The following is a 27,000-nucleotide window of genomic DNA, read 5'->3' as shown; positions in this document are numbered from 1 at the left end:
GTGGCTGACATCGTGATTCCCTCTGACATCAAGCCCGCCGACGGCCGTTTCGGCTGCGGGCCCTCGAAGGTGCGCCCCGAGCAGCTCTCGGCTCTCGCGGCCTCCGGGTCCAGTGTCCTGGGCACCTCTCACCGCCAGAAGCCGGTCAAGTCGCTGGTCGGGCGCGTTCGCGCGGGGCTCTCCGAGCTGTTCTCCCTCCCGGAGGGGTACGAGGTCGTCCTCGGCAACGGCGGCACCACCGCGTTCTGGGACATCGCCGCCTTCGGGCTGATCCGCGAGCGGTCCCAGCACCTGCACTTCGGTGAGTTCTCCTCGAAGTTCGCCTCCGTGGCGGCCAAGGCCCCGTGGCTGGGCGACCCGACCGTGATCAAGTCGGAGGTCGGCAGCCACCCCGAGGCCCGGCTGGAGGAGGGCGTCGACGTCTACGCGCTCACCCACAACGAGACCTCGACCGGCGTCGCGATGCCGATCAGGCGCGTGGGCGAGGAGGGCTCGCTCGTGCTGGTCGACGCCACCTCCGGCGCCGGGGGCCTGCCCGTCGAGGCGAGCGAGTTCGACGTCTACTACTTCGCGCCGCAGAAGAGCTTCGCCTCCGACGGCGGCCTCTGGATCTCCCTGATGTCCCCGGCCGCGCTGGCCAGGGTCGACGAGATCGCCTCCAGCGGGCGCTACGTCCCCGAGTTCTTCAGCCTCCCGGTGGCGATCGACAACTCCTCCAAGGACCAGACGTACAACACCCCGTCGGTCGCCACGCTCTTCCTGCTCGCCGAGCAGATCGAGTGGATGAACGGCAACGGCGGCCTGGCCTGGACGACCGCCCGCACGGCCGACTCGGCCCAGCGCCTCTACACCTGGGCGGAGAAGACCTCCTACACCACGCCGTTCGCGGCTCCGGAGTTCCGCTCCAACGTGGTCGGCACGATCGACTTCTCCGACGGCGTCGACGCCTCCGCGATCGCCAAGGTCCTGCGGGCCAACGGCATCGTCGACACCGAGCCCTACCGCAAGCTCGGCCGCAACCAGCTGCGGGTCGCGATGTTCCCCTCCATCGACCCCGACGACGTCGAGGCCCTGACCACCTGCGTCGACTACGTCGTCGAGCGCCTGTAGTCCCGCGCTCCCCGGGAGCCCGGACCCGTTCTCGCCGGACCGGCGACGACGACCGTGCTCCCCGGTGCTCCCCGGTCCCGTCCCGGAAGCCGGACTCCCGGCTCCCGGGCGGGAACCTAGGGCAGCGGGCTCGGGGTCCCGCTCGTCTCCGGGGTGTGCGCCCGTTCCCCGGCACGCCGTGCCAGCTCGTGCAGCAGGCGCAGGGCGTCGTCGGGGTCCACCCCCTCCGCGAACCGCGAGAGCACCGGAGCCCGGTCGGGGCTCCCCTCCAGGGCCGCGAGCATCAGCCCGGCCACGTGCTCGTCCCGCGAGCGGCTGGCGGTGTAGCGAAAGGCGTTGCGTACGGGTGCCCTCTCCAGCAGGCCCTTCCTGACGAGGCGCTCGGCGACGGTCTGCACCGTGGTGTACGCCAGGCTCCGTTCGGCGTCCTGATTCAGCATGTCCTGCACCTGGCGGACCAGCAGTGGCTGCTTACAGCCCCACAGCACGTCCATGATCGCGCGTTCCAGGGATCCCAGGTTCACCCGCGGCCACCTTTCGAGGGTCGCGCCCGGCTGTGATGGCCCTGGAACATGTACGGGCACGCAGCCAGGCAGGTTCACACATGAAATTTTGTCACATTGTCACTTAAATCAACCGATGCATCCATAGCTAAGGAATTCCGGCAGAATCTTCTGTTGCATCGTGCTGGAAGAAACTCCCCCGGAATACGGCTCGGCGAGAGCCCGCCGACGCCGGGCCCGGCCGTCCCCGCGTCCGATGGACGGCACCCCGGATCGGCCTGATTCGCCCCTGGGGACGACGAGCCACCCGGCGCGACGCCGAGGATTCCCAAGACGCCACGAAGCGCCATATAGCGCTCACAGCCCCGTACAGCACCTAATCTCCGGGCGAAGCCCGACGACCCGCCTCCGGCGGGCGGGAGAGACGCCGTACCGGCAAGCGGCGGAGCCCGGCGGGTCCGGCTCGACACGCGGAATTACGGGCGAACTCGGCTTAGCGGGTGACGTTCGGCGGGCGAGGCCCCGGGGTCTCGCGGCTCAGTAGGCGGGGGCGACGGCCCGGCGGCGCCTGCGGCGCACCACCCAGGCCGCGATGACGCCGCCGACCAGGCCGAACAGGTGGCCCTGCCAGGAGATGCCCGCCTCGCCGGGAAGCACGCCCCAGATGATCGAGTAGTAGGCGATCGCCACGCCGACGCCGATCACGATGTCGAGGGCCCGGCGGTCGAACAGGCCCCGGGCGACGACGAAGCCGAAGTAGCCGAAGACCAGGCCGCTGGCGCCGACCGTGATGGCCGTCGGCGAGCTGGTGAACCAGACGCCCAGGCCGCTGACCAGGACGATGATCAGGCTGGCCGCCAGGAACCTGCCGATCCCGCGCAGCGCGGCGAGGAAGCCGAGGATCAGCAAGGGCAGCGAGTTGGCCATCAGGTGACCGAATCCGGCGTGCAGGAAGGGGGCGAGGAAGATGCCGCCCAGCCCCTCGGGATCCCAGGCCCGGATGCCGTAGACGTCGAACTCTCCCGGCAGGACGTAGTCGGCGACCTCGATCACCCACATGACGCCGACCATGAGAACGTTGATGATCGCGGCGCCCAGCGCGCCCGCGGCCAGATTTCCCGCCCTGCGCTTCAGAAGATCGCCGGAGGATCGGCCGGTGGGGGTCATCCCGGTCGCGTGGTCGTTCATGCACTCTCCTGGCCTTGGAGCGTCGGCGTGAATATCAAGTGCCCTCGCCGCACTTGTCCACACCTTTACCGTACGCACTCATTGCCGGGAACGCGCCGGGCGCGACCCGTGGGATCACACCCGGCGCGCGAGTTCTCTCCGACCCCGGGGGCTACTCGCCCTTCCATTGGGGGGCGCGCTTCTCGGCGAAGGCCGCCGCCCCCTCCATGGCGTCCTTGGAGGCGAACACCGGGCTGATGATCTCTCCCTGCCTCGTGAACATCTCGTCGCGGTTCCAGTCCGCCGACTCGACGATCACACGCTTGGTCGCGGCGAGCGCCAGCGGGGCGTTGGCCGCGATCCGCTTCGCGAGCTCGACGGCCGTGGCCAGCGCCTCGCCCGCGGGCGTGACGTGGTTGACCAGGCCGAGCTCGTACAGCCGGGAGGCGGGGAAGTGGTCGCCGGTCAGGGCGATCTCCATGGCGATGTGGTACGGGATGCGCCGAGGCAGCCGCATCACGCCGCCCGCCCCCGCGACCAGCCCCCGCTTGGGCTCGGGGAGCCCGAACACGGCGTTCTCGGAGGCGATGATGATGTCGCAGGCCAGCGCCAGCTCGCAGCCTCCGGCCAGGGCGTAGCCCTCGACGGCGGCGATGAGCGGCTTCTTCGGCGGCGCCTCGGCGACACCGCCGAACCCCCTGCCCTCGACGACCGGGAAGTCCCCGGTCAGGAACCCCTTCAGGTCCATGCCGGAACAGAACGTGCCGCCCGCGCCGGTGAGGACGTAGGCCGCCACGTCCTTACGCTCCTCCAGCTCGTCCAGCGCGGCGGCGACACCCCGGGCGACCGCGCCGTTGACGGCGTTCCTGGCCTTGGGGCGGTTGATCGTGATGACGGCCACGCCGCCGTCGACGTCGACCAGAACCTCGTCAGACACCGGGTGACTCCCTACTTGGGCTGGAAGCGGATGCCGCCGTCGAAACGGATCGTCTCGGCGTTCATGTAGTCGTTCTCGATCAGCGAGCGGACCAGGTGCGCGAACTCGGAGGCCAGTCCCATGCGCTTGGGGAAGACCACCGGGGCCACGAGCTTGGCCTTGAACTCCGCGGCGTTGTCCGAGAAACCGTAGATCGGGGTGTCGATGATGCCGGGGCAGATGGTGTTGACGCGCACGCCGATGGCGGCGAGGTCGCGGGCGGCCGGGACGGTCATGCCGACGATGCCGCCCTTGGAGGCCGAGTAGGCGACCTGACCGGTCTGTCCCTCCAGCGCCGCCACCGAGGCGGTGTTGATCACCACGCCCCGCTGACCGTCCTCGTCGACCGGCTCCGTCTTCGCGATCGCGGCGGCGCCGACGCGCATGAGGTTGAAGGTGCCGATCAGGTTGACCTCGATGACCTTGCGGTACGAGGCCAGGTCGTGGGGCGAGCCGTCACGGCCCACGGTCCGGCTGGCCCAGCCGATGCCCGCGCTGTTCACCACGACGCGCAGCGGCCTGCCGGTCGCCACGGCCGCGTCCACGGCCGCCTGCACCTGATCCTCGTCCGACACGTCGGCCTTGGCGAAGACGCCGCCGAGCTCGTCGGCCAGTGACTTGCCGCGCTCCTCGTTGAGGTCGGCGATGACGACGGTGGCGCCGTGCGCGGCGAGGTCACGGGCCGTGGCCTCGCCGAGGCCGCTGGCGCCGCCCGAGATGATTGCTGCTGCTCCGTTCAGGTCCATGAGCGGACTGTAACGCGCGGACCGAATGAAGTTCTACTCGGGGTGGGGTAAAAACCTCGCCGACGCTAGATCTCCCCGACGGCGCTGCTCACGTCGGGATAGACCTTGATCCGCCGGTCGAGCCCCGTCGTGCGGAGGATCCTGGCCACCGGCGCCTGGGGCGCCGCCAGGGAGACCCCGCCGCCCTCGCTCGTGGCCAGCCGCCACGCCTCGATCAGCACGGAAAGGCCGCTGGAGTCCATGAAGGACAGGGCGGTGAGATCGAGGACCAGCCGCGCGCCGTCCAGCTTGATCGCGTCGCGGACCTCGTCTCGCAGGAAGGGAGCGGTGAACAGGTCGAGCTCACCCTCGACAGCCACCACCACGGCGTCCCCGACGGCGCGGCGAGCCAGCCGTAGCTTCATCAGTCCTCCTCGCGCCCGAAGGGCAGACCCACTTTACTTTGCCGTCACTCCGCGCGAGGTCATGCGCGATTGTTCACAGCAAGTTCGTGCCAAGCCCGTCCCGGAGCCCGTCTCAGCGCCCGGAGGCGGGGGTCCAGGAGTCAGGGGGCGGCGAAACCGTACGGCAGTTCGAGCCGGTGGGCGGCGAGAAGACTCGCGTCGGTGAGGATCTCGCGGGTCGGCCCGTCGGCGGCGATGACGCCCCCGGAGAGGATGAGCGAGCGTTCGCACAGCTCCAGCGCGTACGGCAGGTCGTGGGTGACCATCAGGACGGTCACGTCGAGCCCCCGCAGGATCTCGGCCAGCTCGCGCCGGGAGGCCGGGTCCAGGTTGGAGGAGGGCTCGTCGAGCACCAGGATCTCCGGCTCCATCGCCAGCACCGTCGCCACCGCGACCCGGCGGCGCTGGCCGAAGGACAGGTGGTGCGGCGGCCGGTCGATCGTCTCCAGCATGCCCACGCGCTCCAGCGCGTCCTTGACCCGCCGCTCCAGCTCCTCGCCCGCGACCCCCATGTTGGCCGGGCCGAAGGCCACGTCCTCGCGGACGGTCGGCATGAAGAGCTGGTCGTCGGGGTCCTGGAAGACGAGCCCGACCCGCCTGCGGATCTCCTTGAGCGACCCCTTGCCGACCGGCAGCCCCGCCACGGCCACCGTGCCGTGCCCGGCGGTCAGGATGCCGTTGAGGTGCATCACCAGCGTGGTCTTGCCCGCGCCGTTCGGCCCGAGCAGCGCGACCCGCTCGCCGCGCTCCACCCGCAGGTCCACCCCGAACAGCGCCTGCGTGCCGTCCGGGTACGCGTACGCCAGGCGGCTCACCTCAAGCGAGGGCGGCGGAGGCGGCGGGGACGAGGCCGGAACCGATGGCGAGGACGGCACCGTCACGCGAACCCCCAGCTCCCGAGCAGCACGGCGAGTGCCGCACCCGGCAACATACCGGCGGCGAGCCACTGCCGCGAAGCGGCGGAGAGGTCCTGGATGACCGGCATCGAACCGGTGTAGCCCCGGCTGAGCATCGCCAGGTGCACCCGCTCACCCCGCTCGTACGAGCGGATGAACAGCGCCCCCGCCGACCTGGCGACCACCGGGATGTGCCGCACGTCCCTGGCCACGAACCCGCGCGACTCCCTCGCCACCCGCATCCGGCGCATCTCGTCCAGGATCACGTCCATGTAGCGGAGCATGAACATCGCGATCTGCACCAGCAGCGGCGGCAGCCTCAGGCGCTGGGCGCCCAGCAGGATCAGCCGGGGCTCGGTGGTGGCCGCGAGCAGCACGCTCGCGACCACGCCCAGCGTCGCCTTGGCCAGGATGTTCCAGGCGGCCCACAGCCCCGCGACGCTGAGCGAGAGCCCCATGAAGGTCACCCTCTCGCCGAACCCGATGAACGGGATGGCCAGCGCGAACACCACGAACGGGACCTCGACCACCATCCGCCGCAGCACGAACCCCGCCGGGACATGGGCGAGGACCGCCACCGCGGCCAGGAGCACCGCGTACAGCCCGAAGGCCCAGAACCACTCGCGCGGGGTGGCGACCACCACCAGGGCGAACCCGGCCACCGCCACCAGCTTGCACTGGGGCGGCAGCCGGTGCACGAGCGTGTCGCCCGGCCGGTGGAGCTGGTGGTGGTGGCCCGATCCCACTAGACGGAGACCTTCTCGTCGCTGTCGTCCCTGCCGGTGCCGTCACCGTCGTCGCGGCGGCGCACGGCGTAGAACACCCCGCCCCCGACGGCGAGGGTCACCCCGACGCCGATCACCCCGGCCACGCCGACCGGGATGCCGCCCACGTCCCCGTAGTCGGCGAGCGGCTGCTCACCCAGGGAGTGGTCGGTCGCCTGGTCGCTGAACCCCTTGTCCTCGGCGACCGACTCCAGGCCGTCGGGCGAGGAGGAGGCGTAGAAGCTGACGACGCCCGCCAGCAGCGCCGCCACCGCGATCCCGGCGGGCAGGAACCAGCCGGGACGGCGGACGGCGGCCGGTGCGGGAGACCCCGGGGTCCCGGGAGTGACGGTCACGTCGCCGTCCGCGCCACGCAGGACCAGCGGCGCGACGAGCTCGCGGGCGCCGTAGACCAGGTCGGGGCGGATCGCCAGCACGGTGCTGACGGTGACCGCGGTGATCAGCCCCTCCCCCACGCCGATGAGCAGGTGCACGCCGCCCATCGCCGCGGCGACCGTGCCGATCTCGATGGGCGCGGTGCCTCCGGCCCAGAACAGCAGGGTGAACGCGAGCGCCGAGGCGGGCACCGAGACCAGCGCCGCGACGAACGCGGCCGCCACCACGGCGCCCCGGTTCCGCACGCTCCGGGTGATCAGGCGGAAGACGCCCCACCCGACCAGCACGGCGACGAGGCCCATCAGCGTGATGTTGACGCCCAGCGCGGTCAGCCCGCCGTCGGCGAAGAAGAACGCCTGCACCAGGAGGACCACGGCCACGCACAACACCGCTGTGTACGGGCCGACGAGTATCGCGGCGAGCGCACCACCGAGGAGGTGGCCGCTGGTACCCGCGGCGACCGGGAAGTTGAGCATCTGGACCGCGAAGATGAAGGCGGCGACCAGACCGGCCATGGGAGCGGTGCGGTCGTCGAGCTCGCGGCGGGCGCCGCGCAGGCAGACGGCCACGCCGGCGGCGGCCACCACTCCCGCCGACACCGAGACGGCGGCGTTGAAAAAGCCATCGGGTACGTGCACAACAAGCCTCCGAGATGCGGATTTGCCCCTAACTTTAGGCCATGGGCTTGTAGTTGCAAGAATGTGGCATTAACGAACGATACGTCTGATGAAAGTTCTGGGGCCCAGGGTGCGGACCACCGTGCTGAGCCGTCCCTTCCCCGCCGTGGCGTAGGGCCTGACGCTCCACCGGATCGCGCCGCGCCACCACGTGCGCGGCTGCTCGATCACCTCGGGCACCGCCTCGATCCTGAAGCGCGCGGGTGGCCCGCCCAGGTCGAGCTCCAGGTAGGCGTCCCAGGTGCCGGGACCCAGCCGTCCCATCGCCTGGGAGGCCGTGAACGTGCCGCCCTCGCCGACCGTGACCGGCTCGCGCCGCTCCCGGCTCGACTCGCGCTCCCGCCAGACCAGGTAGCGCACCGCGTCGGCCGCCGGGGCCGCCGCACCCACGCTGACCTCGCCGTTGAGCACCAGCCGGTGCCCGGCCGCCCACCGGGCGCGCACCAGCCTGGCACCCCCCGGCACCGCGACCACGTACCCGCCGATGTCGAGGCTGAGATTGCCGTACGGGTGGGTGAAGTACGGGAGGGCGACGACGTCGCCGACCACGCGCGGCGCGGGCGGCGCGATCAGCCCCTCCCCGTCGGCGCCCAGGCGCGCGAGCCGGGGGACCCCCTCGAAGGCGACGCTCACGTGGACGTCCCAGATCCCGGAGGACAGGGTGGTGACGTCGACGATGCCGGTGAACTCCGTACAGTCGCCGGTCACCGGGACCACGACCTCGTCGGAGGGACCGGGGTCCGCGTGCCGGCGCCGCAGCACCAGGGCGAGGTCCCCGCCGGTGATCTCCGGGCGGTCGTAGCGCTCCAGCGTGCTCAGCGCCACCTTGCCCGTGATCGCCAGCCGCCCCTCCCTCTCCTGTCCCCGATCTCGCTCCCGTTCCCAGCGCAGCGCGGTGAGCTCCCGGCGGACCGAGGCCGACTCGATGTGCGCCAGCCGCACCAGGCGGTCGATGTCCTGGAGGGCGGCGATCCGGCTCCGGTCGATCGCGGGGAGCCGCTCGCGGACCCCGTCGGTCAGCCACCGCTCGCACATGTCGGCCACCTCGGCGGCGATCTCCTTGCGCTGGACCTCACCGGCGTCCAGGAAGGGCCTGCCGAGGTTGCCGAAGGCGTCCATCCGGAAGTGGCGCCGCAGGAGGTGGTCGCGGAGGTCCCCAGGACGCACGTGGGCGAGCATCAGCTCGATCGGCCGCTTGATCATCCGTAGCCAGGAGACCGGGTCGCGGCTCCCCTGCCGCTGCATGATGCTGGTGCCGTCGGGCCGGGCGACCAGGTGGTAGCAGTCGTAGTCGGCGACCACCGAGATCACGTCCGCGTGGCAGTAGGCGTGGGTGGTGAAGACGACGTCCTCCCCCACCAGGAGCGTCTCGTCGAAACGGATGGCGTGCCGCTCCAGCATCTCCCTGCGGAACAGCTTGAAGCAGCTCAGGCTGTTGTAGACCGCGCTGTCGCCGAGCGGCACCCGCTCGGCGTTCTCCTTGAACATCGAGATCGGCACCTTGCGGTCATGCCCGACGATCTTCCCGAGCACGATGTCCGAGCCGTTGCGGTCGGCCATCGCGAGCATCCGCTCCAGCGCCTGGGGACCGAGATAGTCGTCCGCGTCGCAGAAGAAGACGTATCTGCCGCGCGCGTGGGAGAGCCCGACGTTACGCGGGCGTCCCGCGCCACCGGACGCCTCCTGCCTGACGACGCGGATCACGCCGCGGTGGCAGGAGGCGTACAGGTCGAGCAGCGCGGCACCACCGTCGGTGGAACCGTCGTCGACGACCACCACCTCCAGGGCGACGCGCTGGATCAGCAGCGAGGTCAGGCACCTGTCGAGATAGGGCCCGCAGTTGTGGAGGGGGACGATCACGGTGACGTCGACGTCGGACCGGATCGCCTCCTCACTCGTGATGTCGCGGCCGCCCCGCTCCGTGCTCGTGATATCGCAGCCGCCCCGCCCCGTGCGGACTCGCTGGAGGATCGTTACTGTCACCGCCGCGCCCCTCGTCGGTCACTTTCCGCTTATCTAGCGTCTCAGTATGTGACGAAGGGCCACCCGTACGGGGCGAATCCGCAGGGTTGCCCTCCCCTATCTGCCGGTACGGAAGACCACGCGGGGAGCGAAACACCCGTTTCGTACGCCTAGTGCCATATCTCCACGCCCCCCTGACGGGACCTCACGCTCTTCCCAGGCCGGTCGTGGGGAGACCGCGCGGGAAACCGCGCGAGGAGACTGCGGGGAGACCGTCAACCGCCCGGTCAACCCCGGGGGCCGCCCGCCGATGACTCTCGGAGCACGACGGTCATCGGAATCGCCCCACCTACGGCTCTCGCGTCGGAGCGCCGACCGTCCCGGAGCCGGACGCCCCCGCCGGAGGCACGCTCTTCCTGCGCCCGCGCGCGATGAGCCAGAGGACCCACGCCTGAAGTAACCCGGCGAGGGTGTACATCAGAAGAAAGATCGCCGGGTCGAGCGAGGTGATCGGCAGAAAGATCAGGAGCAACGAGGCCGGAGCGGTGACCGCGAACAGCGCCAGCGTCTCCAGGCCCTGGCTGCCCGGCCGGTGAATGCTGATCATGACGTAGACGGTCACGGCGATGACAAGCAACGCGTAGGAACCGGCGATCCCCAGGGCGAAGGTGCCCCGGTCGTATCGGGAGACATGGCGGCTCACGGCTCGCATTGGTCGCATGATCCGGAGTCTGCGACATCCGGGGGGTGCGGGCCTGAGTACGAATACTCAAGTGAGTGATCACTTCCGGGACGGCAGTGGAGAACGAGCGCGCCCTCACCGGCCCCGCCCACGAGCAGAATCAGGACACGAAAAATCACAAAGCTCGCCCGAACAGCGAAAAGCCAGGCCAACCGACCTCGGTCGTCCTGACCTTTCTTTCCCCCACGAGCCAACGAGAAAATCGAACCCCTGACCCACAGTTCACAGGATCTCGGTACGCGACCCCCCGTGAGCTGCTGCGGCGCTGGTCAGAGGCGATCTCACCCTATCCGTGAGTCCCCGTTATTCCCCCTTGTTCCCTGGCCTTACTGGCACGCGAATGGCACGGTCTGAGAACCCCGTGCGGACGCACACACCCCGCTCACCGGATCTTCCCATCTGCCTCAGCCCACCCCGGAGGGGCAATAGCTCGGGGGCGTAAGGGTTTGTTAATCGACGATGGCATGAAGGAGTCCGATCAGGGCTATGCCTGAAGCGATTCCAGCAGGAAGGTTGGCGGACTTGAGTCCCACCAAGATCCCTGTACCCGAACCAACTGCCAGGATGAGAGCCCAGCGCAGGGGCAAACGCGCGGGTCCAGGCTGCGGCGTGTCAACAACCTGCACTTTCGATCGTCCAAATAGACTCACGCCTACGTCCTTCCGATTGATGCTGGATCCGACGTAAGGGCGGCTCCTCTGCTGACACAGAGGGGCCGCTCGCTTTTGAAGCGATACGGCCGCACTCCTTACTGAGCCCCATCTTCCGGGCGACGCAGGCAAAAAGCGCGCCGACACGCCGAGCCCGCGCGTCCCACACTTTTCCGCGTTGTGCGTTTATGATTTATCTTCCTCAGCCCCCCTCAGTGATCGCAGAGGCGACCAGACCTCAGTCTCCCTCTGTCACCTGCTGCGCTCCAGGTCAGGATGGCCTCGCCTTTCCCGAACCTTCGATCGGCCCCCGGCCATGCGAAAAGATCAGCCGTAGTCGGGCGATCATAGGGCGATACCCGGATCTCGGGGTCGAGCGAGATTCCAGACCTGAGAGAGCGAGCAGCCGACGCAATGTGAAGGGCCTCGAAGAGGTTGGGCCGGTCAGTCGAAGCTCTCGCCCGTGGACGGCGGTGCGGCCCCACTTCGGCGGGCGATGGGCGAGTGCGCCGCGCGGCCGGTGCGGCGGGCGGGCCGATTCCCACCGTCGTTCGGGACCGGCGCCCACGCCGCACGCCCGAACGGCGGGCAGGTGGAGGGCCGTGCGGCGCAGCGCCGCCGCTTGATACTCATAAGAACAATTCGGCAAGCTATTCGCCACGTTCGGCGGCCTTGCGTGCTTCGGTGATGAGTTCGACGAGGTCGGCGAGGATCTTGGGGGTCGCCGCTATGGTGGCCGCGGAGTTCATGGTGTGCGGGCTGCCGTCCAGGTCGACGACGGTGGCTCCGGCCTCGCGGGCGATGAGTACGCCCGCGGCGGTGTCCCACGGTTTGTTGCTCATCATGACGAGGGCGTCGACCTTGCCTTCCGCCACCCAGGCGAGATCGATCGAGGCCGCTCCGAACATCCGGATACGTTGTACGCGGGCGACGAGTTCGTGGGTGAGTGCCAGGCGGAGACGGTTTTTCGTTCGCGCGTCGCTGCCCACGGCGTAATCGCCCATGGCGACCACGGCGGCGTGAAGGTCTCCGGTCTCGCTCGCGTGGATCTCTTGTCCGTTGACCCGGGCTCCATGCCCCTGGGCCGCGCTGTAGCGGGAGCTGAGGAACGGCAGGTCGATCACGCCGAGGGTTGGCAGGTCCTGGTCGACCAGGCCGAGGGAGACACCGCACAGCGGAAGGCCGTGCAGGAAGTTGACGGTTCCGTCGACCGGGTCGAGCACCCATTTGAGGCCGCTTCCGGCAGCGGCCGTGGCCCCTTCCTCCTCACCGACGAACCCGATCTCGGGTGTCTCGCGGCTCAGGAAGTCACGGACCGCGTGCTCCACGGCGTAGTCCACCTCGGTGGCCATGTCGCGATCGCCCTTGGCTGTGACGGCTCCGGGGAGGCGGGTCCTCACGATCTCGCTGGCGACGGTGACGGCCTGCTCGGCGATCGGCAGGAGTGCGTGGGCGTCGACGGTCATACGGGGCTGCTCCGCTCCCCCATCGAGGTGAACACCTGATCGAAAGGCCAGGTCAACCGGTATTCGGTTGACCTGGCCTTTCACCTGCGAGCCGACGAGGGGAATCGAACCCCTGACCTACAGTTTACAAGACTGTTGCTCTGCCGATTGAGCTACGTCGGCACGGTCGCCAGACGAGTGTAGTCGGCTTACTCCCAGCACGTCACCGAGGTATGCCCTGCCGATTGCGAACCGTTAGGAACGGCGGTGGCGGGCGACCTCGTAGAGGGCGATGCCCGCGGCGACCCCGGCGTTGAGGGACTCGGCGGCGGCGTGCATCGGAATGCGGACGACCAGGTCACACGACTCGCGGACCAGGCGGGACAGGCCCTTGCCCTCCGAGCCCACGATGACGACGAGCGGGCCGTCGAGGAGGTTGGCCTCACCGATGTCGACCGTGCCCTCGCCGTCCAGGCCGATCACGAACAGGCCCGCCTCGCGGTACTCCCGCAGGGTGGCGGTGAGATTGGCGGCACGGGCGACCGGAAGGTTGGCCAGCGTGCCCGCCGAGGTCTTCCAGGCCCCGCCCGTGACCCCGGCCGAGCGCCGGGAGGGGATGACCAGGCCGTGGGCGCCGAAGGCGGTGGCCGAACGGGCGATGGCGCCCAGGTTACGGGGGTCGGTGACGCTGTCGAGAGCGACGATCAGCGGGACCTCCGCGGCTTCCTGGGCGATGCGGACCAGGTCGTCGGGGTGGGCGTAGTCGTACGCCGGGATCTGCAGGGCGATGCCCTGGTGGATCCCGCCCTCGGTGAGGCGGTCGAGCTTCTCCCTGCCGACCTCCAGCATCGCGATGCCCCGGTCGGCGGCGATGCGGACCGACTCCTTGACCCGGTCGTCGTTGTCGATACGCAGGGCCACGTAGAGCGTGCTGGCCGGAACCCCGGCCCGCAGCGCCTCGACGACGGGGTTGCGCCCGCCGATGTGCTCGGGCGCGTCCTCACTCCGCCGGGTGCGGACCGGGGTGCGCGGGGAGGGGGACCTGCCGGTCTTCTCCTCGCGCTCGATCCGCTCGGTGCGCGACTTGTCCTTGTGCCAGTGCCGCAGATGCGCCGGCGGGGTGGCCCCCCTGCCCTCCAGGCCACGACGGACGTTGCCGCCCGTGCCCTTGGTCGGACTCTTCTTCTTCGCGGGTCGCCCGGACCCTTTACCCCCACCAGCCATGGTCTATAGCGTACGGCCTGGTTTCACCGCGAGAGTTCCCAGCGTGGCCCCTGGGGGGTGTCCTCGACGTGGATGCCCGCGTGGGAAAGCTGGTCACGGATGCCGTCGGCCGCCGAGAAGTCCTTGCGCGCCCGCGCCGCCTGCCGCTGTTCCAGCGCGACGGCGACCAGCGCGTCGACGGTCGCCCGCATGCCGGTCTCGCCGCCCGAGGAGCGCCACTGCTCCGAACGCGGGTCGAGGCCGAGGACGTCGAGCATGTTCTGCGTCTCGGCGAGCAGCCTGGCGACCTGCTCCTTGTTGCCCTGGGCCAGCGCGACGTTGCCCTCGCGGACCACCTCGTGCACCACGGCGAGCGCCTGGGGGGTGCCCAGGTCGTCGTCGAGGGCGTCGGAGAAGGCCTGGGGAAGCGGAGCGTGGGCGTCGACGTCGTGGATGACCTCGGCCGCGCGGGTGACGAAGCCCTCGATGCGCTGGTACGCGGAGGCGGCCTCGAACAGCGCCTCCTCCGAGTATTCGATCGCGGAGCGGTAGTGCGGGGCCGCCAGGTAGTAGCGGAGCTCGACCGGGCGGACCTTCTTGGTGACCTCGGGGACCAGCAGGGAGTTGCCGAGCGACTTGCTCATCTTCTCCGCGCCGATCTTGAGCATGCCGTTGTGCATCCAGTAGCGGGCGAAGCCGTCGCCCGCCGCCTGGGACTGGGTCAGCTCATTCTCGTGGTGCGGGAAGATCAGGTCGACGCCGCCGCCGTGGATGTCGAAGGTGGCCCCGAGATACTTGGTCGCCATGGCGGAGCACTCCAGGTGCCAGCCGGGGCGGCCCCGGCCCCACGGGGTCGGCCAGGTCGGCTCGCCGGGCTTCTCGCCCTTCCAGAGCGCGAAGTCGCGCGGGTCGCGCTTGCAGGAGTCGGTCTCGGTGTCACCCGCGGCCCGCATGTTCTGGAGCTTCTGGTTGGACAGCGAGCCGTAGCGGTCGGCGTAGGACATGACGTCGAAATAGACGTCGCCCTCGGCGGCGTAGGCGTGTCCGGCGGCGATCAGCCGGTCCATCAGCTCGATCATCTCGGGCACGTGGCCGGTGGCGCGCGGCTCGACGGTGGGAGGCAGGCAGCCCAGCACCTCGTAGGCCCAGGTGAAGGCCCTCTGGTTGCGCTCGGCGACGGCGAACCACGGCACGTTCTCGGCTGCGGCGACCCTGATGATCTTGTCGTCGATGTCGGTGACGTTGCGGCAGAAGGTCACCTCGTAGCCAGACCTGATCATCCAGCGGCGGAGCACGTCGAAGTTGACGCCCGAGCGGATGTGCCCGATGTGCGGGGGAGCCTGCACGGTGGCACCACACAGGTAGATCGAGGCCCGGCCGGGTTCGACCGGGACGAATTCGCGGACGGTGCGTACGCTGGTGTCGTATAGCTGCAGGCTCACGAAGGCAAGGCTAATGCCTCACCTCGCCTCACAAACCGAGTTGCGGGACGTTGAAGACACTCAGCAGAGTGTTTTATGACCATTAGCGTCGAATGTCGCCCAACTAGTCCGACGAAACGGCTCCGTGATAGACCACGCGGCCGGGAGTGATCCTGACGATCAACCTCTCCACCTGGGGATTCTCCTCGACCCAGCCCTCCCCTCGGTATTTGTACGACATCTCCTGGATGAGCGCCCCGCCGGGATCGTCGGTCAGGGTGACCGTCCCCCGCACCTCGACGTAGCGGTAAGGGTCGGCGGGATCGAACACCACGATGGCCGTACGCGGGTCGCGCGCGAAGTTGTCGCTCTTGCGCCTTCCCCTGATCGTCGAGAACACGATGTCGTTCCCGTCCGTCTTCGCCCAGACGACGCTCGACTGCGGGCTCCCGTCGGCGTTGAGACTCGTCACGGTGGCGAAGTTCGCGGCGTCGAACATCTCGCGTACGGGATCGGACAGTTCTGCCATGTCTTCGCCTCGATCGTTCTCTGCGCTCCCGAAAAAAACTTCCCCGATCATGCTAGATGTCGATTCTGTAGGCTCAAAGGGCCATGGACGTCAAATCCCCCGGGGCGGCAGGCTCGTTCTCCCGCCCGTCCCCGCCCCCGCCACTGACCATCGCCGCCCCCGAGCCGAGCCGGGTGGCCGTCGCCCTGCGCCTCGCCGGGATCGCCGTCACCGGAGTCGGCGTGGCCGCCCTCACCGCCGCGGCCTGCGTGCTCTCCTTCGAGGACCTGCGCGCCCTCGCCGTGACGGGCAGGGCGCCCGCCGGCCTCGCGTATCTCTACCCCGCCGCCTTCGACGCCCTGCTCGTCATCGCGATGATCGGCGTACTGCTGCTGAGGGGCGGCTGGTGGCCGGTACGGCTGCAGGCGGGCGTGATCCTGACGCTGCTGTTCGCCGGGGCCGCCGCCGCCGAGGTGTCCACCGCCATGCGGATGACGGTGGACGAGGAGCGCGCGGCCGTCGTGGTCGCCCTCGTCCCCTGGGTGACACTGATCCTGGCCCTGTGGCTCTGGCTCCTGTTGATCAAGCACGCCGCCGCCCGGAGGGCCGCGACCGACGCGGCCTCGTCGTCGTCCGGGCGCGACATCGTGCCGTTCCCCGAGGCGAGCCGGGCTGCCACGGAGCGTCCCGGCGCACCCGACCCCGAAGAGCGGTGGCGGGGACAGGCCCCGCCGCCCCACCCCGGCCACTCCGGCCACCCGGGGCAGCTGGTGCACCACCCCGCGGCCGAGATCATGCTCGACCCGCACGCCGCGCCTCCCCTGGAGGCCGCCCCGCACCACGACCTCCCGGCGAGCGAGCCGGTGATCGGCCCCACCGCCGCACCGGAGACGCCCGAGGTCACCGACATCCCACGGGATCCGCCGCCCCCGCCGGGACCCGCGGCTCCCCTGCCGGGCAAGCCGATGCGCTGGGGCGACCTGGTCAGGCCCCGCCAGGGTGACCTGCTCGTCCACCCGCCCCGCCCCGGCGTACGGGCACCGCACGAGGAGCCCGAGCCGGAGAGCGGTGGCAGGGTCAGTGAGCGGGTGGAGACCTGGGAGAGCGACGCCGACCTCCCGCAGGAGCGGACGGCCGAGACGGGCGAGGTGGGTGAGTCCGGTACGCCCACGAGCCCGCGCGCCACGGCCCGGCGCGGCACGGCCAGGAGCACGGCGAAGGCCAGGAGCACGAAGGAGGCCGAAAGCGCGGCGACGGCCGGACCCGACGCGGGCAAGGTGGACGAGGTGGGCGAGCGCGACGCCGACACCCAGCCGATCCTCGCCGTGAAGGACCGCCCGGCGGCGGCCCCGCCCGGGACCGCCACGGAGAAGCCCGCGAGGAAGACCGCGGAGAGGACCGCGAGGACCACGAGGACCGCCAAGGGGGCGGCGGCGAAGGAGACGGCCGTGGAAACGGCCACGGAGGCGCCCGTGGCGGCGCGAGGGGCACGCACCGCGGGCAGGAAGGCCGGGGGGTCACCCGACCCCGCGCACGGCGCCGAGGCCGCCGAGACCGGCGAGGAGGCCACGGCACGGTCGTACGACGACGAGGACGGCACCGCGGCACCGCCCTCCGGGCGGATGCGCAGTACGCCCGTACCCCCGGGCGAGTGAAAGAGGAGACCGGGCAAAAGCCGGAACCGGGCAGGTGAAAGACGAGCGGGCGAGACCCGGGACCGGGCAGCTAAGAAACGCCTGGGCGAGAGCCGAAACCGGGCAGGTGAGAGACGCCCGGGCGAGATGGGGTACGCCCGTCGGGTCAGCTCCGGGGCCTGGGAGGAGCTGACCCGGTCTTCGGGCCGTCGGCTCAGCCGGATCTCTCGCGGAGGTCGCTGAGATCGCTGAGCCCGGCTGCGTGGTCCGCGTGGTCGGCGTCCCTTCGGCCCCGCCGTACGCGCTGGAGAACCAGGCGATTGAGAACCACGTCTTCATAGGGTGGTGAGGAAACCGGGGGCCGGGACGTCATCGCCCGGGAGGGCGCACCCCTCGGGCCGTTCCCCGGCGGCCCACCGCCTCGCGGGAAGCGGTTCACCACCTCGCGGGAAGCGATCCACCGCCTCGCGGAAACGGAAGCGGTTCCGCCCGCTTCGCAGGAGCCGACCCGGACGCCACCGCCCGTTCAGGCTCGTCGCCCGGCCGCGTGGAGAGGGCGGCCGGGCCCGAACCTCACCGTCCGGGTGGATCCGGACGGCGGTCTCCCGCCGGAGCCGCCGTTCGCCACCCGCTGTTGGACCGGCCCGCAGCTATTCGCTCACACATGTGTGAGCGGCGCCCCGCTGCGGACCGGCGATTGCTCACCTCCGGGCCCGTGTCAGGATCGGCCGGAAGCCGGTTCGGCGTACTGCCCGAACCGACCGGGAACGGCCGAGACCCGCTCGGCATGCCAGATGGAACCGAGCGGGTCTTCTCCTGGAGCGCGGTGACGGCGTGCGCCGTCACCGCGAGTGCCTCCGGACCGGAGGGGGTCCAGTTGAGCCTCTGCAAGGTCACCGGGATGGTTCACCCCGGCGTTCGCTAGACCCTGGAGCGCTTGAGACCGGCGACCAGGCCGACACCGACGATGGCCAGGCCGACCTGCATGACGAGTTCGATCCAGTCGATGCCGTCCGTCGTGGCGACGCCGAGAACCTGAGCGATGGCGGTACCGATGAGCGCGGCGACGATGCCGACGACAACGGTGAGGATGAGACCGATCGCCTGCTTGCCGGGAAGCAGGAGACGGCCGAGGGCGCCGATGACCGCGCCGATAACGATTGCCCCGAGAATGGACGCGATAGTCATTTCAACCTCCCAGTGAGCGTGAGACCTTCACCCTCACAGGGAGGTGGCTACCCCCTAGGTCACGGATATTCCTACGGGCGGCAAAAAATCCTTCAGTGCGTCTTTCTCGCCTGCATCTGGACGATGAGGAGCACCCCCAGCACCGCGAGCACCAGCTGGATGATGTGCTCCCACCAGTTGATCCCTCGCGTGTGGGTCAGACCGAGCGCCCCGGCGATGAGAGTGCCGATGAGCGCGGCGACGATGCCCACGATGAGCGTCAGGCCGATGCTGATGTTCTGGCGCCCGGGAAGAATGAGTCGCGCCAGGGCGCCGATGATGGCGCCGATGATGATTGCGGAGACAATCGAGACGATCATGTCCGGCTCCCCCTGTTACGAGACACGGTCACCAAGGGGTTACCCAGCGCATTCATTGATCACGCTAAAAAAGGGGTGGCCCGTACCGCGCCAGGAAACGGGCCACCGCCTCGATATGGATCGACGAGCATTCCGCGCCGCCCGCCGGAACGTTTTCCACGTTCCGTATAGAAGACGTCCGACACCCTCAGCAGGTTCACCCGCGATCCCGGCCGCTACCACAGATTCGGCAGGAGCACGGCCGATTCAGAGGCTCACCACGATCGCGGTCGCGACGGCGGCCACACCCTCGCCACGGCCCGTGAGGCCCAGCCCGTCGGTCGTGGTGGCGCTGACGCTCACGGGAGCCCCCACGGCGGCGCTGAGGGCCTTCTCGGCCTCGGCACGCCGGGGGGAGAGCTTGGGACGGTTGCCGATCACCTGGACGGCCACGTTGCCGATCTCGAAGCCCGCGGCGCGCACCTTGCGGGCGGTCTCCTCCAGCAGGGCGACACCCGAGGCACCGGCCCACCGGGGGTCGGACGTGCCGAACAGGCCGCCGAGGTCACCGAGACCCGCCGCGGACAGCAGCGCGTCACAGGCGGCGTGGGCCGCGGCGTCACCGTCGGAGTGACCGGCCAGGCCGGTCTCGCCCGGCCAGTGCAGGCCCGCGAGGTGAAGCTCGCGACCAGAAGCGAACGGGTGGACGTCGACTCCGACGCCCACCCGTGGAAATGTCTTGTTCAGGAGTTGAGAACCTCGTCCAGCAGGGCCTCGGCCTTATCCTCGTTGGTCTTCTCCGCGAGCGCGAGCTCGCTGACGAGGATCTGCCTGGCCTTCGCCAGCATTCGCTTCTCTCCTGCGGAGAGTCCGCGCTCCCTGTCTCGCCGCCACAGGTCGCGAACGACCTCGGCAACCTTGTTGACGTCGCCGGACGCCAGCTTCTCAAGGTTCGCCTTGTAGCGTCGGGACCAGTTCGTGGGCTCTTCGGTGTGAGGCATTCGAAGCACGTCGAAAACGCGCTCAAGGCCCTCTTGTCCGACGACATCGCGAACACCAACGAGCTCTGCGTTGTCTGCCGGCACCTGGACGGTAAGGTCGCCCTTGTCGACCTTAAGAACCAGGTAGGTCCTTTCCTCACCCTTGATGGTTCGGGTCGTGATCGCCTCGATCCGAGCAGCCCCGTGGTGGGGGTAGACGACAGTGTCGCCGACCTGGAAAGTCATGTGACAAGTACCCCTTCCGCTGTACTCAAGAGTACCACGTATCCACAGCCTCCCGGAACAGTGAAATCACCATAACTGCAGGTCAAAGCCGCATCTTATGACTTGACAAGTGACCAAGTGTGTGAATCAGAGGGGCAAAAAGCACTTATGACCTGCGTTCCCCGCCTTCGGATGACGAGGCGAGCGGGCGCGAAAGGACGGGGCGGGTCGGCGGGAAACCCGGTAAACGTCGCCGATAGGGTTGCCCTTGCCCTATCTCACGCGTGACAAGGAGAACTCGCACCGTGACCCGCAACATCCGCCACCGGGCGATCGTCGCCGCGGCGTTCCTCGCAGCCGCTCCGGCCCTGGCCGGCTGCGGTGCCGGATCCGACGCGATCACCAACAAGCCCTACTCGCCGACCGAGGCCCTCTCGGTCAAGGAGAAGGGCATCGACATCTCCCAGGCCTTCTTCCTGGGCCCCGACTCCGGCGCGACGCTGTCGACGGGGGCGGCGACCCCGCTCTACCTGTCGTTGGTCAACACCAACGCGGGCTCCGACCAGCTCGTCGGCCTCGGCGTCGACCCCGCCCTCGGTACGGCGAAGGTGAGCGCGCCCGTGACGCTCCCCCAGAACCAGCGGGTGAGCATCGGCAAGCCGACCCCCGGCATCCTGGTCGAGGGGCTGAAGAAGCCGCTCAGGGGCGGCGAGGGCATCAAGGTGCAGCTGCAGTTCGCCAACGCCGGGGTCGTGCAGCTCACGATCCCGGTGATCACCCGCAGCCGCGAGTTCACCGCCTACCCGGAGGCTCCCGGCGCCTCCGCGGCCCCCACGCCGTCGCCCACCCCCTCCGCCACCACCGGGGACGAGCACTCCGCCGGACATTGACCGCCGGGGGCCGGTGACGGCCTCCGGACACGCCGAGGGGCCGTACGGCGCGGGCACGCCGTACGGCCCCTCGGATCGTCCGGAGACGAGCGGATCCTCCGCGAGCGGGCATGGCGCGGGACCGGATCACCCCGTGATCCCCCCCCGCGAGCGGGGTCGCACCGGAGTCAAGTGATCACCCCGAAATGGGCATGCCGGAGCGGGCGTCGTCCCAAAAACGGGCGATCGCCTGGAGGCCGGAAGACGAGCCGGGAGGCTCAGACCTCCGCGGGGTCGAACTTGTAGCCCAGGCCCCGGACGGTGAGGATGCAGCGCGGGTTGGACGGGTCGGACTCGACCTTGGCCCGCAGCCTCTTGACGTGCACGTCCAGGGTCTTGGTGTCGCCCACGTAGTCGGCGCCCCAGACCCGGTCGATGAGCTGGCCCCGGGTGAGCACCCGCCCGGCGTTGCGCAGCAGCACCTCCAGCAGCTCGAACTCCTTCAGGGGCAGCTGCACCGCCTCGCCGCGTACGGCGACGATGTGGCGGTCGACGTCCATCCGGACCGGACCGGCGGCCAGCACGGCCGACTCCAGCTCCTCCACGTCGCCCTGGCGGCGCAGCACCGCGCGGATGCGGGCCACCAGCTCCCGGGAGGAGAAGGGCTTGGTGACGTAGTCGTCGGCGCCGAGCTCCAGCCCGACGACCTTGTCGATCTCGCTGTCCTTGGCGGTGAGCATGATGACGGGCACGTTGGAGCGCTGGCGGAGCGAGCGGCAGACCTCGGTGCCGGGCAGGCCGGGGAGCATCAGGTCGAGCAGCACCAGGTCGGCGCCGTTGCGGTCAAAGGTTTCCAGCGCCTCCGGCCCGGTGGCGGCCACGGCCACCTCGAAGCCTTCCTTGCGCAGCATGTATGACAGAGCGTCGGAGAACGATTCCTCGTCCTCGACTACGAGCACGCGAGTCACTGCGCGGCCTCCAGGGGGATCGTGGTTGTAGCTGGTTCCGTGACGGCCATACCGCCGAAGGCGGGCAGGCGAAGGGTGAATGTGGAACCGGAACCTTCCTTGCTCCACACCGTGACCCCCCCGTTGTGGGAGGCGGCCACGTGCTTGACGATGGCCAGGCCGAGGCCCGTGCCACCGGTCGCCCGCGAGCGTGCCGCGTCGACGCGGAAGAACCGCTCGAAGATCCGCTCCTGGGCGCTCTCGGGGATGCCGATCCCCTGGTCGCTCACGCTGATCTCGACGGATTCCGTGTTGGGGCCCGCCGCTCGGGCGCTGACCACGACCCGGGTGTGCTCGGGGCTGTAGGCGACCGCGTTGTCGATGAGGTTGCGCAGGGCGGTGACGAGAAGCTCGTCGTCCCCCCATATCCGCAGGCCCTCGACCCCACCGGCGACGAGGGTGATGTCCTTGGCCGCCGCGGTGGTGTTGCAGCGGTCGATGGCCTCGTGCACCGCCTCGTCGATCAGGACCGGGCCCGGGGTGGGGATGGGCTCGGCGCCCTGGATGCGGGAGAGGGTGATGAGGTCCTGGACGAGGTAGGTGAGCCGGGCGGCCTCGTGCTGCATGCGCCCGGCGAAGCGGGTGACCGCCTCGGGGTCGTCCGCGGCGTCCTGGATGGTCTCGGCCAGCAGCGACAGCGCGCCCACCGGCGTCTTGAGCTCGTGGCTCACGTTGGCCACGAAGTCGCGGCGCACCGCCTCGACGCGGCGGTGCTCGGTCTGGTCCTCGGCGAGGACGAGCACCTGGCCGTGGGAGCCGAGCGGGGCGACCCGCACCGCGAAGTTGGTCGACTCCTGGCCGAACTTGTGCCCGGCCACCTCGATCTCGCTCTCGCGGATCTCGCCGTCCCTGCGCACCTTCCTGGCCAGCGCGAGCAACTCGGCCGCCATCAGATGATCTCCCTTGACCAGGCCGAACGCACGCGCCGCCGAGCTGGCCCGCAGCACGCGATCCTCCTTGTCGAGCACGACCGCCGAGGACGGCAGCACGGCCAGCACCGAGGCGACCCCCTGTGGCAGCGCGCCGGGCTCGACACCGTCCACCGGTGTCATCTCACTCCGCTGTCCCTGGTTGTGGCGGACGACCATCACAGCCAGCGCTCCCACGACGAAACCGGCCAGTGCGGCCAGACTCGCCATCAGCTCACTCACGTGGTCCTCCCGTAGGCTTCACGCCCTCGATGGTAGGTCGGGCTTTTCCCATTGAGGACGGCTAGGCAGGCATGACCATGGCCTTTCCCATAAAGTTCACTTTACGGTCGAGGTTCGTTCACCGTTACCGCCCTACGGTGATTCTCATGCGCGACGCCTATCACGAAGAACTCGACGCCCTCACCGAGCGGCTGGTCGAGATGACCCGCCTCGTGAGGTCGGCGATATCGCGGGCCACCACCGCCCTCCTCGACGCCGACGTCCACCTCGCCGAGAGTGTCATCTCCCAGGACGAGGAGGTCAACCGGATCTTCTCGGAGATCGAGGCCTCGATCTTCGACCTGATGGCCAGGCAGCAGCCCGTGGCCGTGGACCTCAGAATGATCATCGCGGCCCTGCGGATGGGCACCGACCTGGAGCGCATGGGCGACCTCGCCGAGCACGTGGCCAAGATCGCCAGGCTGCGTCATCCCGACTCCGCGATCCCGCCGGAGGTCCGCTCCACCATCCTGGAGATGGGCCAGATCGCCGAGCGCCTGGTCACCAAGACCGGCAGCTGCATCGCCTCGCGCGACGTGGAGTCGGCCCTGGAGCTGGAGTCCGACGACGACGCCATGGACAAGCTGCACCGGAGGCTGTTCAAGGTCCTGATGGCCCCCGACTGGAAGTACGGTGTCGAGCCGGCCATCGACGTGACGCTGATCGGCCGCTACTACGAGCGCTACGCCGACCACGCGGTCCGCGTCGCGCACGACGTGGTCTACCTGGTGACGGGCTCCCGGCCCCAGGACACCTCCGCGCTCTGAGCCCCCTCACGAAAGCGAAAGGGAGGGCCCGCCGGATCCGGCGGGCCCTCCCTCTTTTCTCGTACGTTCCGTGCGTTCCGGCGAACCGGGGGGCTACTTGCCCTGGTTGGCGACGGCCTCGATGGCGGCCTCGGCGGCGGTGGGGTCGAGATACTGACCGCCCTTGGTGACCGGGTGGAAGTCGGCGTCCAGCTCGTAGCGGAGCGGGATGCCGGTGGGGATGTTGAGCCCGGCGATCTCGTCGTCGCCGATCCCGTCCAGGTGCTTGACCAGTGCCCGGAGCGAGTTGCCGTGCGCGACGACCAGCACGCTCCTCCCGGCCGCGAGATCGGGCACGATCTGGTCGTACCAGTACGGCAGCATGCGCTCGACGACGTCCTTGAGGCACTCGGTCCTCGGCATCAGCTCGCCCGGCAGGAGCGCGTAGCGGGCGTCACCGGCCTGGGAGAACTCGTCGTCGTCGGCGATCGGGGGCGGCGGGACGTCGTAGGAGCGGCGCCAGAGCATGAACTGCTCGTCACCGAACTCGGCCCGCGTCTGCGCCTTGTCCTTGCCCTGGAGGGCGCCGTAGTGGCGCTCGTTGAGCCGCCAGGACCGGGAGACCGGGAGCCAGAGCAGGTCCGCGGCGCCCAGCGCGAGGTTGGCCGTCTGGATCGCCCTGGTCAGCAGGGAGGTGTGCACCACGTCGGGGCGCACCCCCGCGTCGAGCAGCAGCCGCCCGCCGCGCCGCGCCTCCTCCTCGCCCTTGGCCGAGAGCCCCGCGTCCACCCATCCGGTGAACAGACCCTTTGCGTTCCACTCACTCTCACCGTGCCGAAGCAGCACCAAAGTCGACATGCCGACAAGCTTAGTGGGCGCTTGCTTGACGTCTCCTGCGCTCCGCCCGTCGCGGGACCGCCCGGCGAGGTGACCGCCCCGGCCGTATCAGAACGGCCCCCGGCCGTATTAGAACCGGCCCCCGGCCGTATCAGGACCGGTCCCGGCACCTCAGAACCGACCCCCAGCGCCCGAAGCGGCGTCCTCAGCGCTCGGGGTCGGCGAAGCGGGCGAAGGCCTGGAGGTTGGCGAGCGACTCGCCGCGCTTGGCGCGCCACTCCCACTCGCGCCGGATCGAGGAGGCGAAGCCCAGCTCCAGGGCGCGGTCGAAGCTCTCGTCCGAGTAGGTGAGCACGCACCCGAGGAGGCGGTCGATCTCCTCGTCGGTGACCGCGTCCAGCGGGACGCGGCCCACGAGGTAGACGTCGCCGATCGGGTCGAGGGCGAAGTGCACCCCGTACATGGAGCCGTTCTTGGTGAGGAGCCAGCGGTAGAACTCGGCGTGGTTCTCGTCGGGCCGTCGGCAGAAGAACGCCTCCACGTGCAGGGCCTGGTCGCCGACGATCAGCCAGGTCATGGTGGCGAGCTTGTGCTGGCCGGGGAGCCTCACCAGGAAGGCGCCCGGCCGGGGCTGCTCGTAGGAGGCGTCCGCGCTCTTCAGCGCCGCCTCGATCACTTCGCGCATGGGCCCAGCTTACGAGCGGGCCTCACGAACGGCCCGCCCCGCTTCACGGGCGCTCACGCGCATTTCACGAGCGCCTCACGGGGTGGCTCCCGTCAGGCGACGCACACTTCACGCTTCACGGGCGGGCCCCGCCGGGCGGCCACGTGCGTTTCACGAATGCCCCACCAACCGGACACGCACATTTCACGGGCGCCTCACGGGGCGGATCCCGTCAGGCGAAGCACACTTCACGGACGGGTCTCACCGGCCGTCCACGCGCATTTCATGAATGCCTCACCAACCGGACACTCACATTTCACGGGCGGGTCTCACCGGCCGTCCACGTGCGTTTCATGAGTGCCTCACCGACCGGACACGCATATTTCATGAGTTGACCGCGATCGGGACCCGGTGCAGGTTCGCCATCGCCCCGGCGTAGACGTCCGCGAGCCGGGCCGCGGTGGCCGACCAGCCGAAGGCCGCCGCGTGGGCCACCGCGCCCGCCGACAGCGTCTCCCGCCAGGCGGGCTCGTAGACGAACCGGCGGAGTACCCGCGCCCAGTCGTGCGCGTCGTGCCCCTCGACGAGCACCCCGGACACGCCGTCGCGTACGGCGGTGCGCAGCCCGCCCACGGACGCGGCGGCGACCGGGGTGCCGCAGGCCTGGGACTCCAGGGCCACCAGGCCGAACGACTCGCTGTGGGAGGGGACGACGGTCACGTCGGACGCGCGGTACCAGTCGACCAGCTCGTGCTGGGGCGCGGGGGGAACGATCCTGACCACGTCGGAGATCCCCAGCGAGGCGGCCACGTCGGTGAGGTAGGAGGGCCTGGCCAGGCCGTTGCCGCTGGGGCCTCCGACGCAGGCGACGACCAGCCTCGACCTGAGCGAGGGGTCGTCGATGAGCATCCTGGCCGCGGCGCGCAGCAGCACGTCCGGGGCCTTCAGCGGTTGCACCCGGCCCACGAACAGCAGCACGTGGGCGTCCTGCGGCAGCCCGAGCCGGTGGCGGGCCGCGCCCTGGGAGGCGGGCTGGAAGACCCTGAGGCTCACGCCGGGATTCACGACCTCGACGCGGGCCGGGACGGCTCCGTACAGCTCGACGAGCTCCCTGGCCTCGGTCGGGGTGTTGGCCACCAGGCGGTCGGCGACGTCCACGACCTGCTGCTCGCCCAGTACGCGGGCGGCCGGTTCCGGCCTGTCGTCGGCGGCGAGCAGGAGGTTCTTCACCTTGGCCATGGTGTGCATCGTGTGCACCAGCGGCAGGCCCCAGCGCTCCTTGGCCAGCCAGCCGACCTGGCCGGAGAGCCAGTAGTGGGAGTGGATGACGTCGTAGCGGCCCGGCTCGTACATGGCCTCGGTGCGCAGCACGCCCGACAGGAAGGCGCAGAGCTGGCTGGGCAGGTCGCCCTTGTCGAGCTCCTCGTACGGCCCGGCGGTGACGTGTCGGACCGAGACGCCCGGGACGATCTCCGCGACCGGTGGAAGATCCCGGGATGTCTGCCGGGTGAAGATCTCCACCTCCACCCCGAGTTCGGCCAGACGTTTCGCCACCTCGACGATATAGACGTTCATCCCGCCCGCGTCCCCGGTCCCCGGTTGGTCCAGGGGGGACGTGTGCATGCTGATCGTCGCGACTCGGTTGACCCGTCGGCGCCTCACCGACACCACCTCCGAGAGGGCTCAACCAACGGATAATCCGCAACATTCCCG

27 protein-coding genes and 1 tRNA gene are annotated in these 27,000 nt (G+C 69.8%); 4 read left to right on the top strand and 24 right to left on the bottom strand.

Translation table 11 applies throughout. The annotated features are described in order from the left end of the window. Entirely contained in the window at positions 1 to 1,110 is a 1,110-nt protein-coding gene (gene serC, locus ACW9TB_RS17565; RefSeq protein WP_472749095.1) for a phosphoserine transaminase, read from the top strand. Between the two features lie 116 nt (positions 1,111 to 1,226). Here the strand turns inward: serC and ACW9TB_RS17560 are convergent, their stop codons facing one another. From ACW9TB_RS17560 to ACW9TB_RS17490, 15 genes are all read right to left on the bottom strand, one after another. Continuing rightward, positions 1,227 to 1,634: a BlaI/MecI/CopY family transcriptional regulator gene (locus ACW9TB_RS17560; protein ID WP_472749094.1), complete on the bottom strand. Its 408-nt coding sequence runs from the start codon at positions 1,632 to 1,634 to the stop codon at positions 1,227 to 1,229. 516 nt (positions 1,635 to 2,150) lie between these two features. After that, positions 2,151 to 2,801 carry a rhomboid family intramembrane serine protease gene (locus tag ACW9TB_RS17555; protein ID WP_472749093.1) on the bottom strand — a complete coding sequence of 217 codons (651 nt, stop codon included), beginning with the start codon at positions 2,799 to 2,801 and terminating at the stop codon, positions 2,151 to 2,153. A 151-nt stretch (positions 2,802 to 2,952) separates the two neighbouring features. After that, on the bottom strand, positions 2,953 to 3,717 hold the full coding sequence (locus tag ACW9TB_RS17550; RefSeq protein WP_472749092.1) for a crotonase/enoyl-CoA hydratase family protein: 765 nt from the start codon (positions 3,715 to 3,717) through the stop codon (positions 2,953 to 2,955). Positions 3,718 to 3,728: 11 nt separating this feature from the next. Continuing rightward, on the bottom strand, positions 3,729 to 4,502 hold the full coding sequence (locus ACW9TB_RS17545) for an SDR family NAD(P)-dependent oxidoreductase (protein ID WP_472749091.1): 774 nt from the start codon (positions 4,500 to 4,502) through the stop codon (positions 3,729 to 3,731). 65 nt (positions 4,503 to 4,567) lie between these two features. After that, positions 4,568 to 4,906, bottom strand: coding sequence for an STAS domain-containing protein (locus ACW9TB_RS17540; protein ID WP_344750334.1), 339 nt, complete (start codon positions 4,904 to 4,906; stop codon positions 4,568 to 4,570). 140 nt (positions 4,907 to 5,046) lie between these two features. Further along, positions 5,047 to 5,760, bottom strand: coding sequence for an energy-coupling factor ABC transporter ATP-binding protein (locus ACW9TB_RS17535; protein ID WP_472749090.1), 714 nt, complete (start codon positions 5,758 to 5,760; stop codon positions 5,047 to 5,049). Between the two features lie 62 nt (positions 5,761 to 5,822). Next, positions 5,823 to 6,587, bottom strand: coding sequence for a cobalt ECF transporter T component CbiQ (cbiQ, locus tag ACW9TB_RS17530; protein WP_472749089.1), 765 nt, complete (start codon positions 6,585 to 6,587; stop codon positions 5,823 to 5,825). Then, on the bottom strand, positions 6,587 to 7,639 hold the full coding sequence (locus ACW9TB_RS17525; protein ID WP_472749088.1) for an energy-coupling factor ABC transporter permease: 1,053 nt from the start codon (positions 7,637 to 7,639) through the stop codon (positions 6,587 to 6,589). The genes cbiQ and ACW9TB_RS17525 overlap by 1 nt, the downstream gene beginning before the upstream one ends. A gap of 69 nt (positions 7,640 to 7,708) precedes the next feature. Then, positions 7,709 to 9,661 (bottom strand): glycosyltransferase family 2 protein, encoded by a 1,953-nt coding sequence (locus ACW9TB_RS17520; protein ID WP_472749087.1) that lies wholly within the window; start codon positions 9,659 to 9,661, stop codon positions 7,709 to 7,711. A 328-nt stretch (positions 9,662 to 9,989) separates the two neighbouring features. After that, positions 9,990 to 10,361, bottom strand: coding sequence for an SCO4225 family membrane protein (locus ACW9TB_RS17515; protein WP_472749086.1), 372 nt, complete (start codon positions 10,359 to 10,361; stop codon positions 9,990 to 9,992). Positions 10,362 to 11,682: 1,321 nt separating this feature from the next. Beyond that, positions 11,683 to 12,498, bottom strand: coding sequence for an inositol monophosphatase family protein (locus tag ACW9TB_RS17510; protein ID WP_472749085.1), 816 nt, complete (start codon positions 12,496 to 12,498; stop codon positions 11,683 to 11,685). 89 nt (positions 12,499 to 12,587) lie between these two features. Further along, a tRNA-Thr gene (locus ACW9TB_RS17505) sits at positions 12,588 to 12,660 on the bottom strand. 72 nt (positions 12,661 to 12,732) lie between these two features. Then, on the bottom strand, positions 12,733 to 13,701 hold the full coding sequence (gene rlmB / locus ACW9TB_RS17500) for a 23S rRNA (guanosine(2251)-2'-O)-methyltransferase RlmB (protein WP_472749084.1): 969 nt from the start codon (positions 13,699 to 13,701) through the stop codon (positions 12,733 to 12,735). A gap of 23 nt (positions 13,702 to 13,724) precedes the next feature. Beyond that, positions 13,725 to 15,122: a cysteine--tRNA ligase gene (gene cysS / locus ACW9TB_RS17495; RefSeq protein WP_472749083.1), complete on the bottom strand. Its 1,398-nt coding sequence runs from the start codon at positions 15,120 to 15,122 to the stop codon at positions 13,725 to 13,727. 103 nt (positions 15,123 to 15,225) lie between these two features. Next, positions 15,226 to 15,630, bottom strand: a complete 405-nt coding sequence (locus ACW9TB_RS17490) for a PPOX class F420-dependent oxidoreductase (protein ID WP_472749082.1) — start codon at positions 15,628 to 15,630, stop codon at positions 15,226 to 15,228. 83 nt (positions 15,631 to 15,713) lie between these two features. On the opposite strand from ACW9TB_RS17490, the gene ACW9TB_RS17485 reads away from it, so the two are divergent. Next, positions 15,714 to 17,264 (top strand): DUF2637 domain-containing protein, encoded by a 1,551-nt coding sequence (locus ACW9TB_RS17485; RefSeq protein WP_472749081.1) that lies wholly within the window; start codon positions 15,714 to 15,716, stop codon positions 17,262 to 17,264. A gap of 900 nt (positions 17,265 to 18,164) precedes the next feature. Here ACW9TB_RS17485 and ACW9TB_RS17480 read toward each other — a convergent pair. The 4 genes from ACW9TB_RS17480 to ACW9TB_RS17465 all read right to left on the bottom strand — a co-directional run bounded on the left by ACW9TB_RS17480 (position 18,165) and on the right by ACW9TB_RS17465 (position 19,995). Then, entirely contained in the window at positions 18,165 to 18,431 is a 267-nt protein-coding gene (locus tag ACW9TB_RS17480) for a GlsB/YeaQ/YmgE family stress response membrane protein (RefSeq protein WP_329089768.1), read from the bottom strand. Positions 18,432 to 18,523: 92 nt separating this feature from the next. Further along, positions 18,524 to 18,790, bottom strand: coding sequence for a GlsB/YeaQ/YmgE family stress response membrane protein (locus ACW9TB_RS17475; RefSeq protein WP_472749080.1), 267 nt, complete (start codon positions 18,788 to 18,790; stop codon positions 18,524 to 18,526). A gap of 246 nt (positions 18,791 to 19,036) precedes the next feature. Further along, positions 19,037 to 19,495 (bottom strand): 2-C-methyl-D-erythritol 2,4-cyclodiphosphate synthase, encoded by a 459-nt coding sequence (gene ispF, locus ACW9TB_RS17470; RefSeq protein WP_472749079.1) that lies wholly within the window; start codon positions 19,493 to 19,495, stop codon positions 19,037 to 19,039. A 17-nt stretch (positions 19,496 to 19,512) separates the two neighbouring features. Beyond that, on the bottom strand, positions 19,513 to 19,995 hold the full coding sequence (locus tag ACW9TB_RS17465; RefSeq protein ID WP_030924410.1) for a CarD family transcriptional regulator: 483 nt from the start codon (positions 19,993 to 19,995) through the stop codon (positions 19,513 to 19,515). A 284-nt stretch (positions 19,996 to 20,279) separates the two neighbouring features. Here ACW9TB_RS17465 and ACW9TB_RS17460 point away from each other — a divergent pair, with 284 nt between their 5' ends. Continuing rightward, positions 20,280 to 20,864 carry a copper chaperone PCu(A)C gene (locus ACW9TB_RS17460; protein WP_472749078.1) on the top strand — a complete coding sequence of 195 codons (585 nt, stop codon included), beginning with the start codon at positions 20,280 to 20,282 and terminating at the stop codon, positions 20,862 to 20,864. 257 nt (positions 20,865 to 21,121) lie between these two features. Here ACW9TB_RS17460 and ACW9TB_RS17455 read toward each other — a convergent pair whose 3' ends face one another. Together ACW9TB_RS17455 and ACW9TB_RS17450 are read right to left on the bottom strand one after the other, a co-directional pair. Then, complete coding sequence (locus ACW9TB_RS17455; RefSeq protein WP_344913998.1) at positions 21,122 to 21,811, bottom strand: response regulator transcription factor; 690 nt, start codon at positions 21,809 to 21,811, stop codon at positions 21,122 to 21,124. Beyond that, entirely contained in the window at positions 21,808 to 22,989 is a 1,182-nt protein-coding gene (locus ACW9TB_RS17450; RefSeq protein ID WP_472749151.1) for a sensor histidine kinase, read from the bottom strand. The genes ACW9TB_RS17455 and ACW9TB_RS17450 overlap by 4 nt, the downstream gene beginning before the upstream one ends. Before the next feature lie 158 nt (positions 22,990 to 23,147). Here ACW9TB_RS17450 and phoU point away from each other — a divergent pair, with 158 nt between their 5' ends. Continuing rightward, complete coding sequence (gene phoU / locus ACW9TB_RS17445) at positions 23,148 to 23,807, top strand: phosphate signaling complex protein PhoU (protein ID WP_472749077.1); 660 nt, start codon at positions 23,148 to 23,150, stop codon at positions 23,805 to 23,807. Between the two features lie 93 nt (positions 23,808 to 23,900). Here phoU and ACW9TB_RS17440 read toward each other — a convergent pair whose 3' ends face one another. The 3 genes from ACW9TB_RS17440 to mshA form a co-directional block, all read right to left on the bottom strand. Then, positions 23,901 to 24,644 (bottom strand): phosphoglyceromutase, encoded by a 744-nt coding sequence (locus tag ACW9TB_RS17440; RefSeq protein WP_472749076.1) that lies wholly within the window; start codon positions 24,642 to 24,644, stop codon positions 23,901 to 23,903. A gap of 184 nt (positions 24,645 to 24,828) precedes the next feature. After that, positions 24,829 to 25,308, bottom strand: a complete 480-nt coding sequence (locus tag ACW9TB_RS17435) for a type III secretion system chaperone family protein (protein ID WP_472749075.1) — start codon at positions 25,306 to 25,308, stop codon at positions 24,829 to 24,831. A 363-nt stretch (positions 25,309 to 25,671) separates the two neighbouring features. Continuing rightward, on the bottom strand, positions 25,672 to 26,955 hold the full coding sequence (gene mshA, locus ACW9TB_RS17430; protein WP_472749074.1) for a D-inositol-3-phosphate glycosyltransferase: 1,284 nt from the start codon (positions 26,953 to 26,955) through the stop codon (positions 25,672 to 25,674). Positions 26,956 to 27,000 lie beyond the last annotated feature (45 nt).

This window comes from Streptosporangium sp. H13245 (genome assembly GCF_055690525.1).
This window is presented reverse-complemented; position numbering and strand designations above follow the sequence as displayed.

Excerpts from the sequence above, each read along its gene's own strand:
- ACW9TB_RS17555 (WP_472749093.1), bottom strand. The coding sequence starts at position 2,801 with ATGAACGACCACGCGACCGGGATGACCCCCACCGGCCGATCCTCCGGC.
- ACW9TB_RS17545 (WP_472749091.1), bottom strand. The coding sequence starts at position 4,502 with ATGGACCTGAACGGAGCAGCAGCAATCATCTCGGGCGGCGCCAGCGGC.
- ACW9TB_RS17540 (WP_344750334.1), bottom strand. The coding sequence starts at position 4,906 with ATGAAGCTACGGCTGGCTCGCCGCGCCGTCGGGGACGCCGTGGTGGTG.
- ACW9TB_RS17515 (WP_472749086.1), bottom strand. The coding sequence starts at position 10,361 with ATGCGACCAATGCGAGCCGTGAGCCGCCATGTCTCCCGATACGACCGG.
- ACW9TB_RS17510 (WP_472749085.1), bottom strand. The coding sequence starts at position 12,498 with ATGACCGTCGACGCCCACGCACTCCTGCCGATCGCCGAGCAGGCCGTC.
- rlmB (WP_472749084.1), bottom strand. The coding sequence starts at position 13,701 with ATGGCTGGTGGGGGTAAAGGGTCCGGGCGACCCGCGAAGAAGAAGAGT.
- ACW9TB_RS17490 (WP_472749082.1), bottom strand. The coding sequence starts at position 15,630 with ATGGCAGAACTGTCCGATCCCGTACGCGAGATGTTCGACGCCGCGAAC.
- ACW9TB_RS17485 (WP_472749081.1), top strand. The coding sequence starts at position 15,714 with ATGGACGTCAAATCCCCCGGGGCGGCAGGCTCGTTCTCCCGCCCGTCC.
- ACW9TB_RS17480 (WP_329089768.1), bottom strand. The coding sequence starts at position 18,431 with ATGACTATCGCGTCCATTCTCGGGGCAATCGTTATCGGCGCGGTCATC.
- ACW9TB_RS17475 (WP_472749080.1), bottom strand. The coding sequence starts at position 18,790 with ATGATCGTCTCGATTGTCTCCGCAATCATCATCGGCGCCATCATCGGC.
- ACW9TB_RS17465 (WP_030924410.1), bottom strand. The coding sequence starts at position 19,995 with ATGACTTTCCAGGTCGGCGACACTGTCGTCTACCCCCACCACGGGGCT.
- ACW9TB_RS17450 (WP_472749151.1), bottom strand. The coding sequence starts at position 22,989 with ATGGCGAGTCTGGCCGCACTGGCCGGTTTCGTCGTGGGAGCGCTGGCT.
- phoU (WP_472749077.1), top strand. The coding sequence starts at position 23,148 with ATGCGCGACGCCTATCACGAAGAACTCGACGCCCTCACCGAGCGGCTG.
- ACW9TB_RS17440 (WP_472749076.1), bottom strand. The coding sequence starts at position 24,644 with ATGTCGACTTTGGTGCTGCTTCGGCACGGTGAGAGTGAGTGGAACGCA.
- ACW9TB_RS17435 (WP_472749075.1), bottom strand. The coding sequence starts at position 25,308 with ATGCGCGAAGTGATCGAGGCGGCGCTGAAGAGCGCGGACGCCTCCTAC.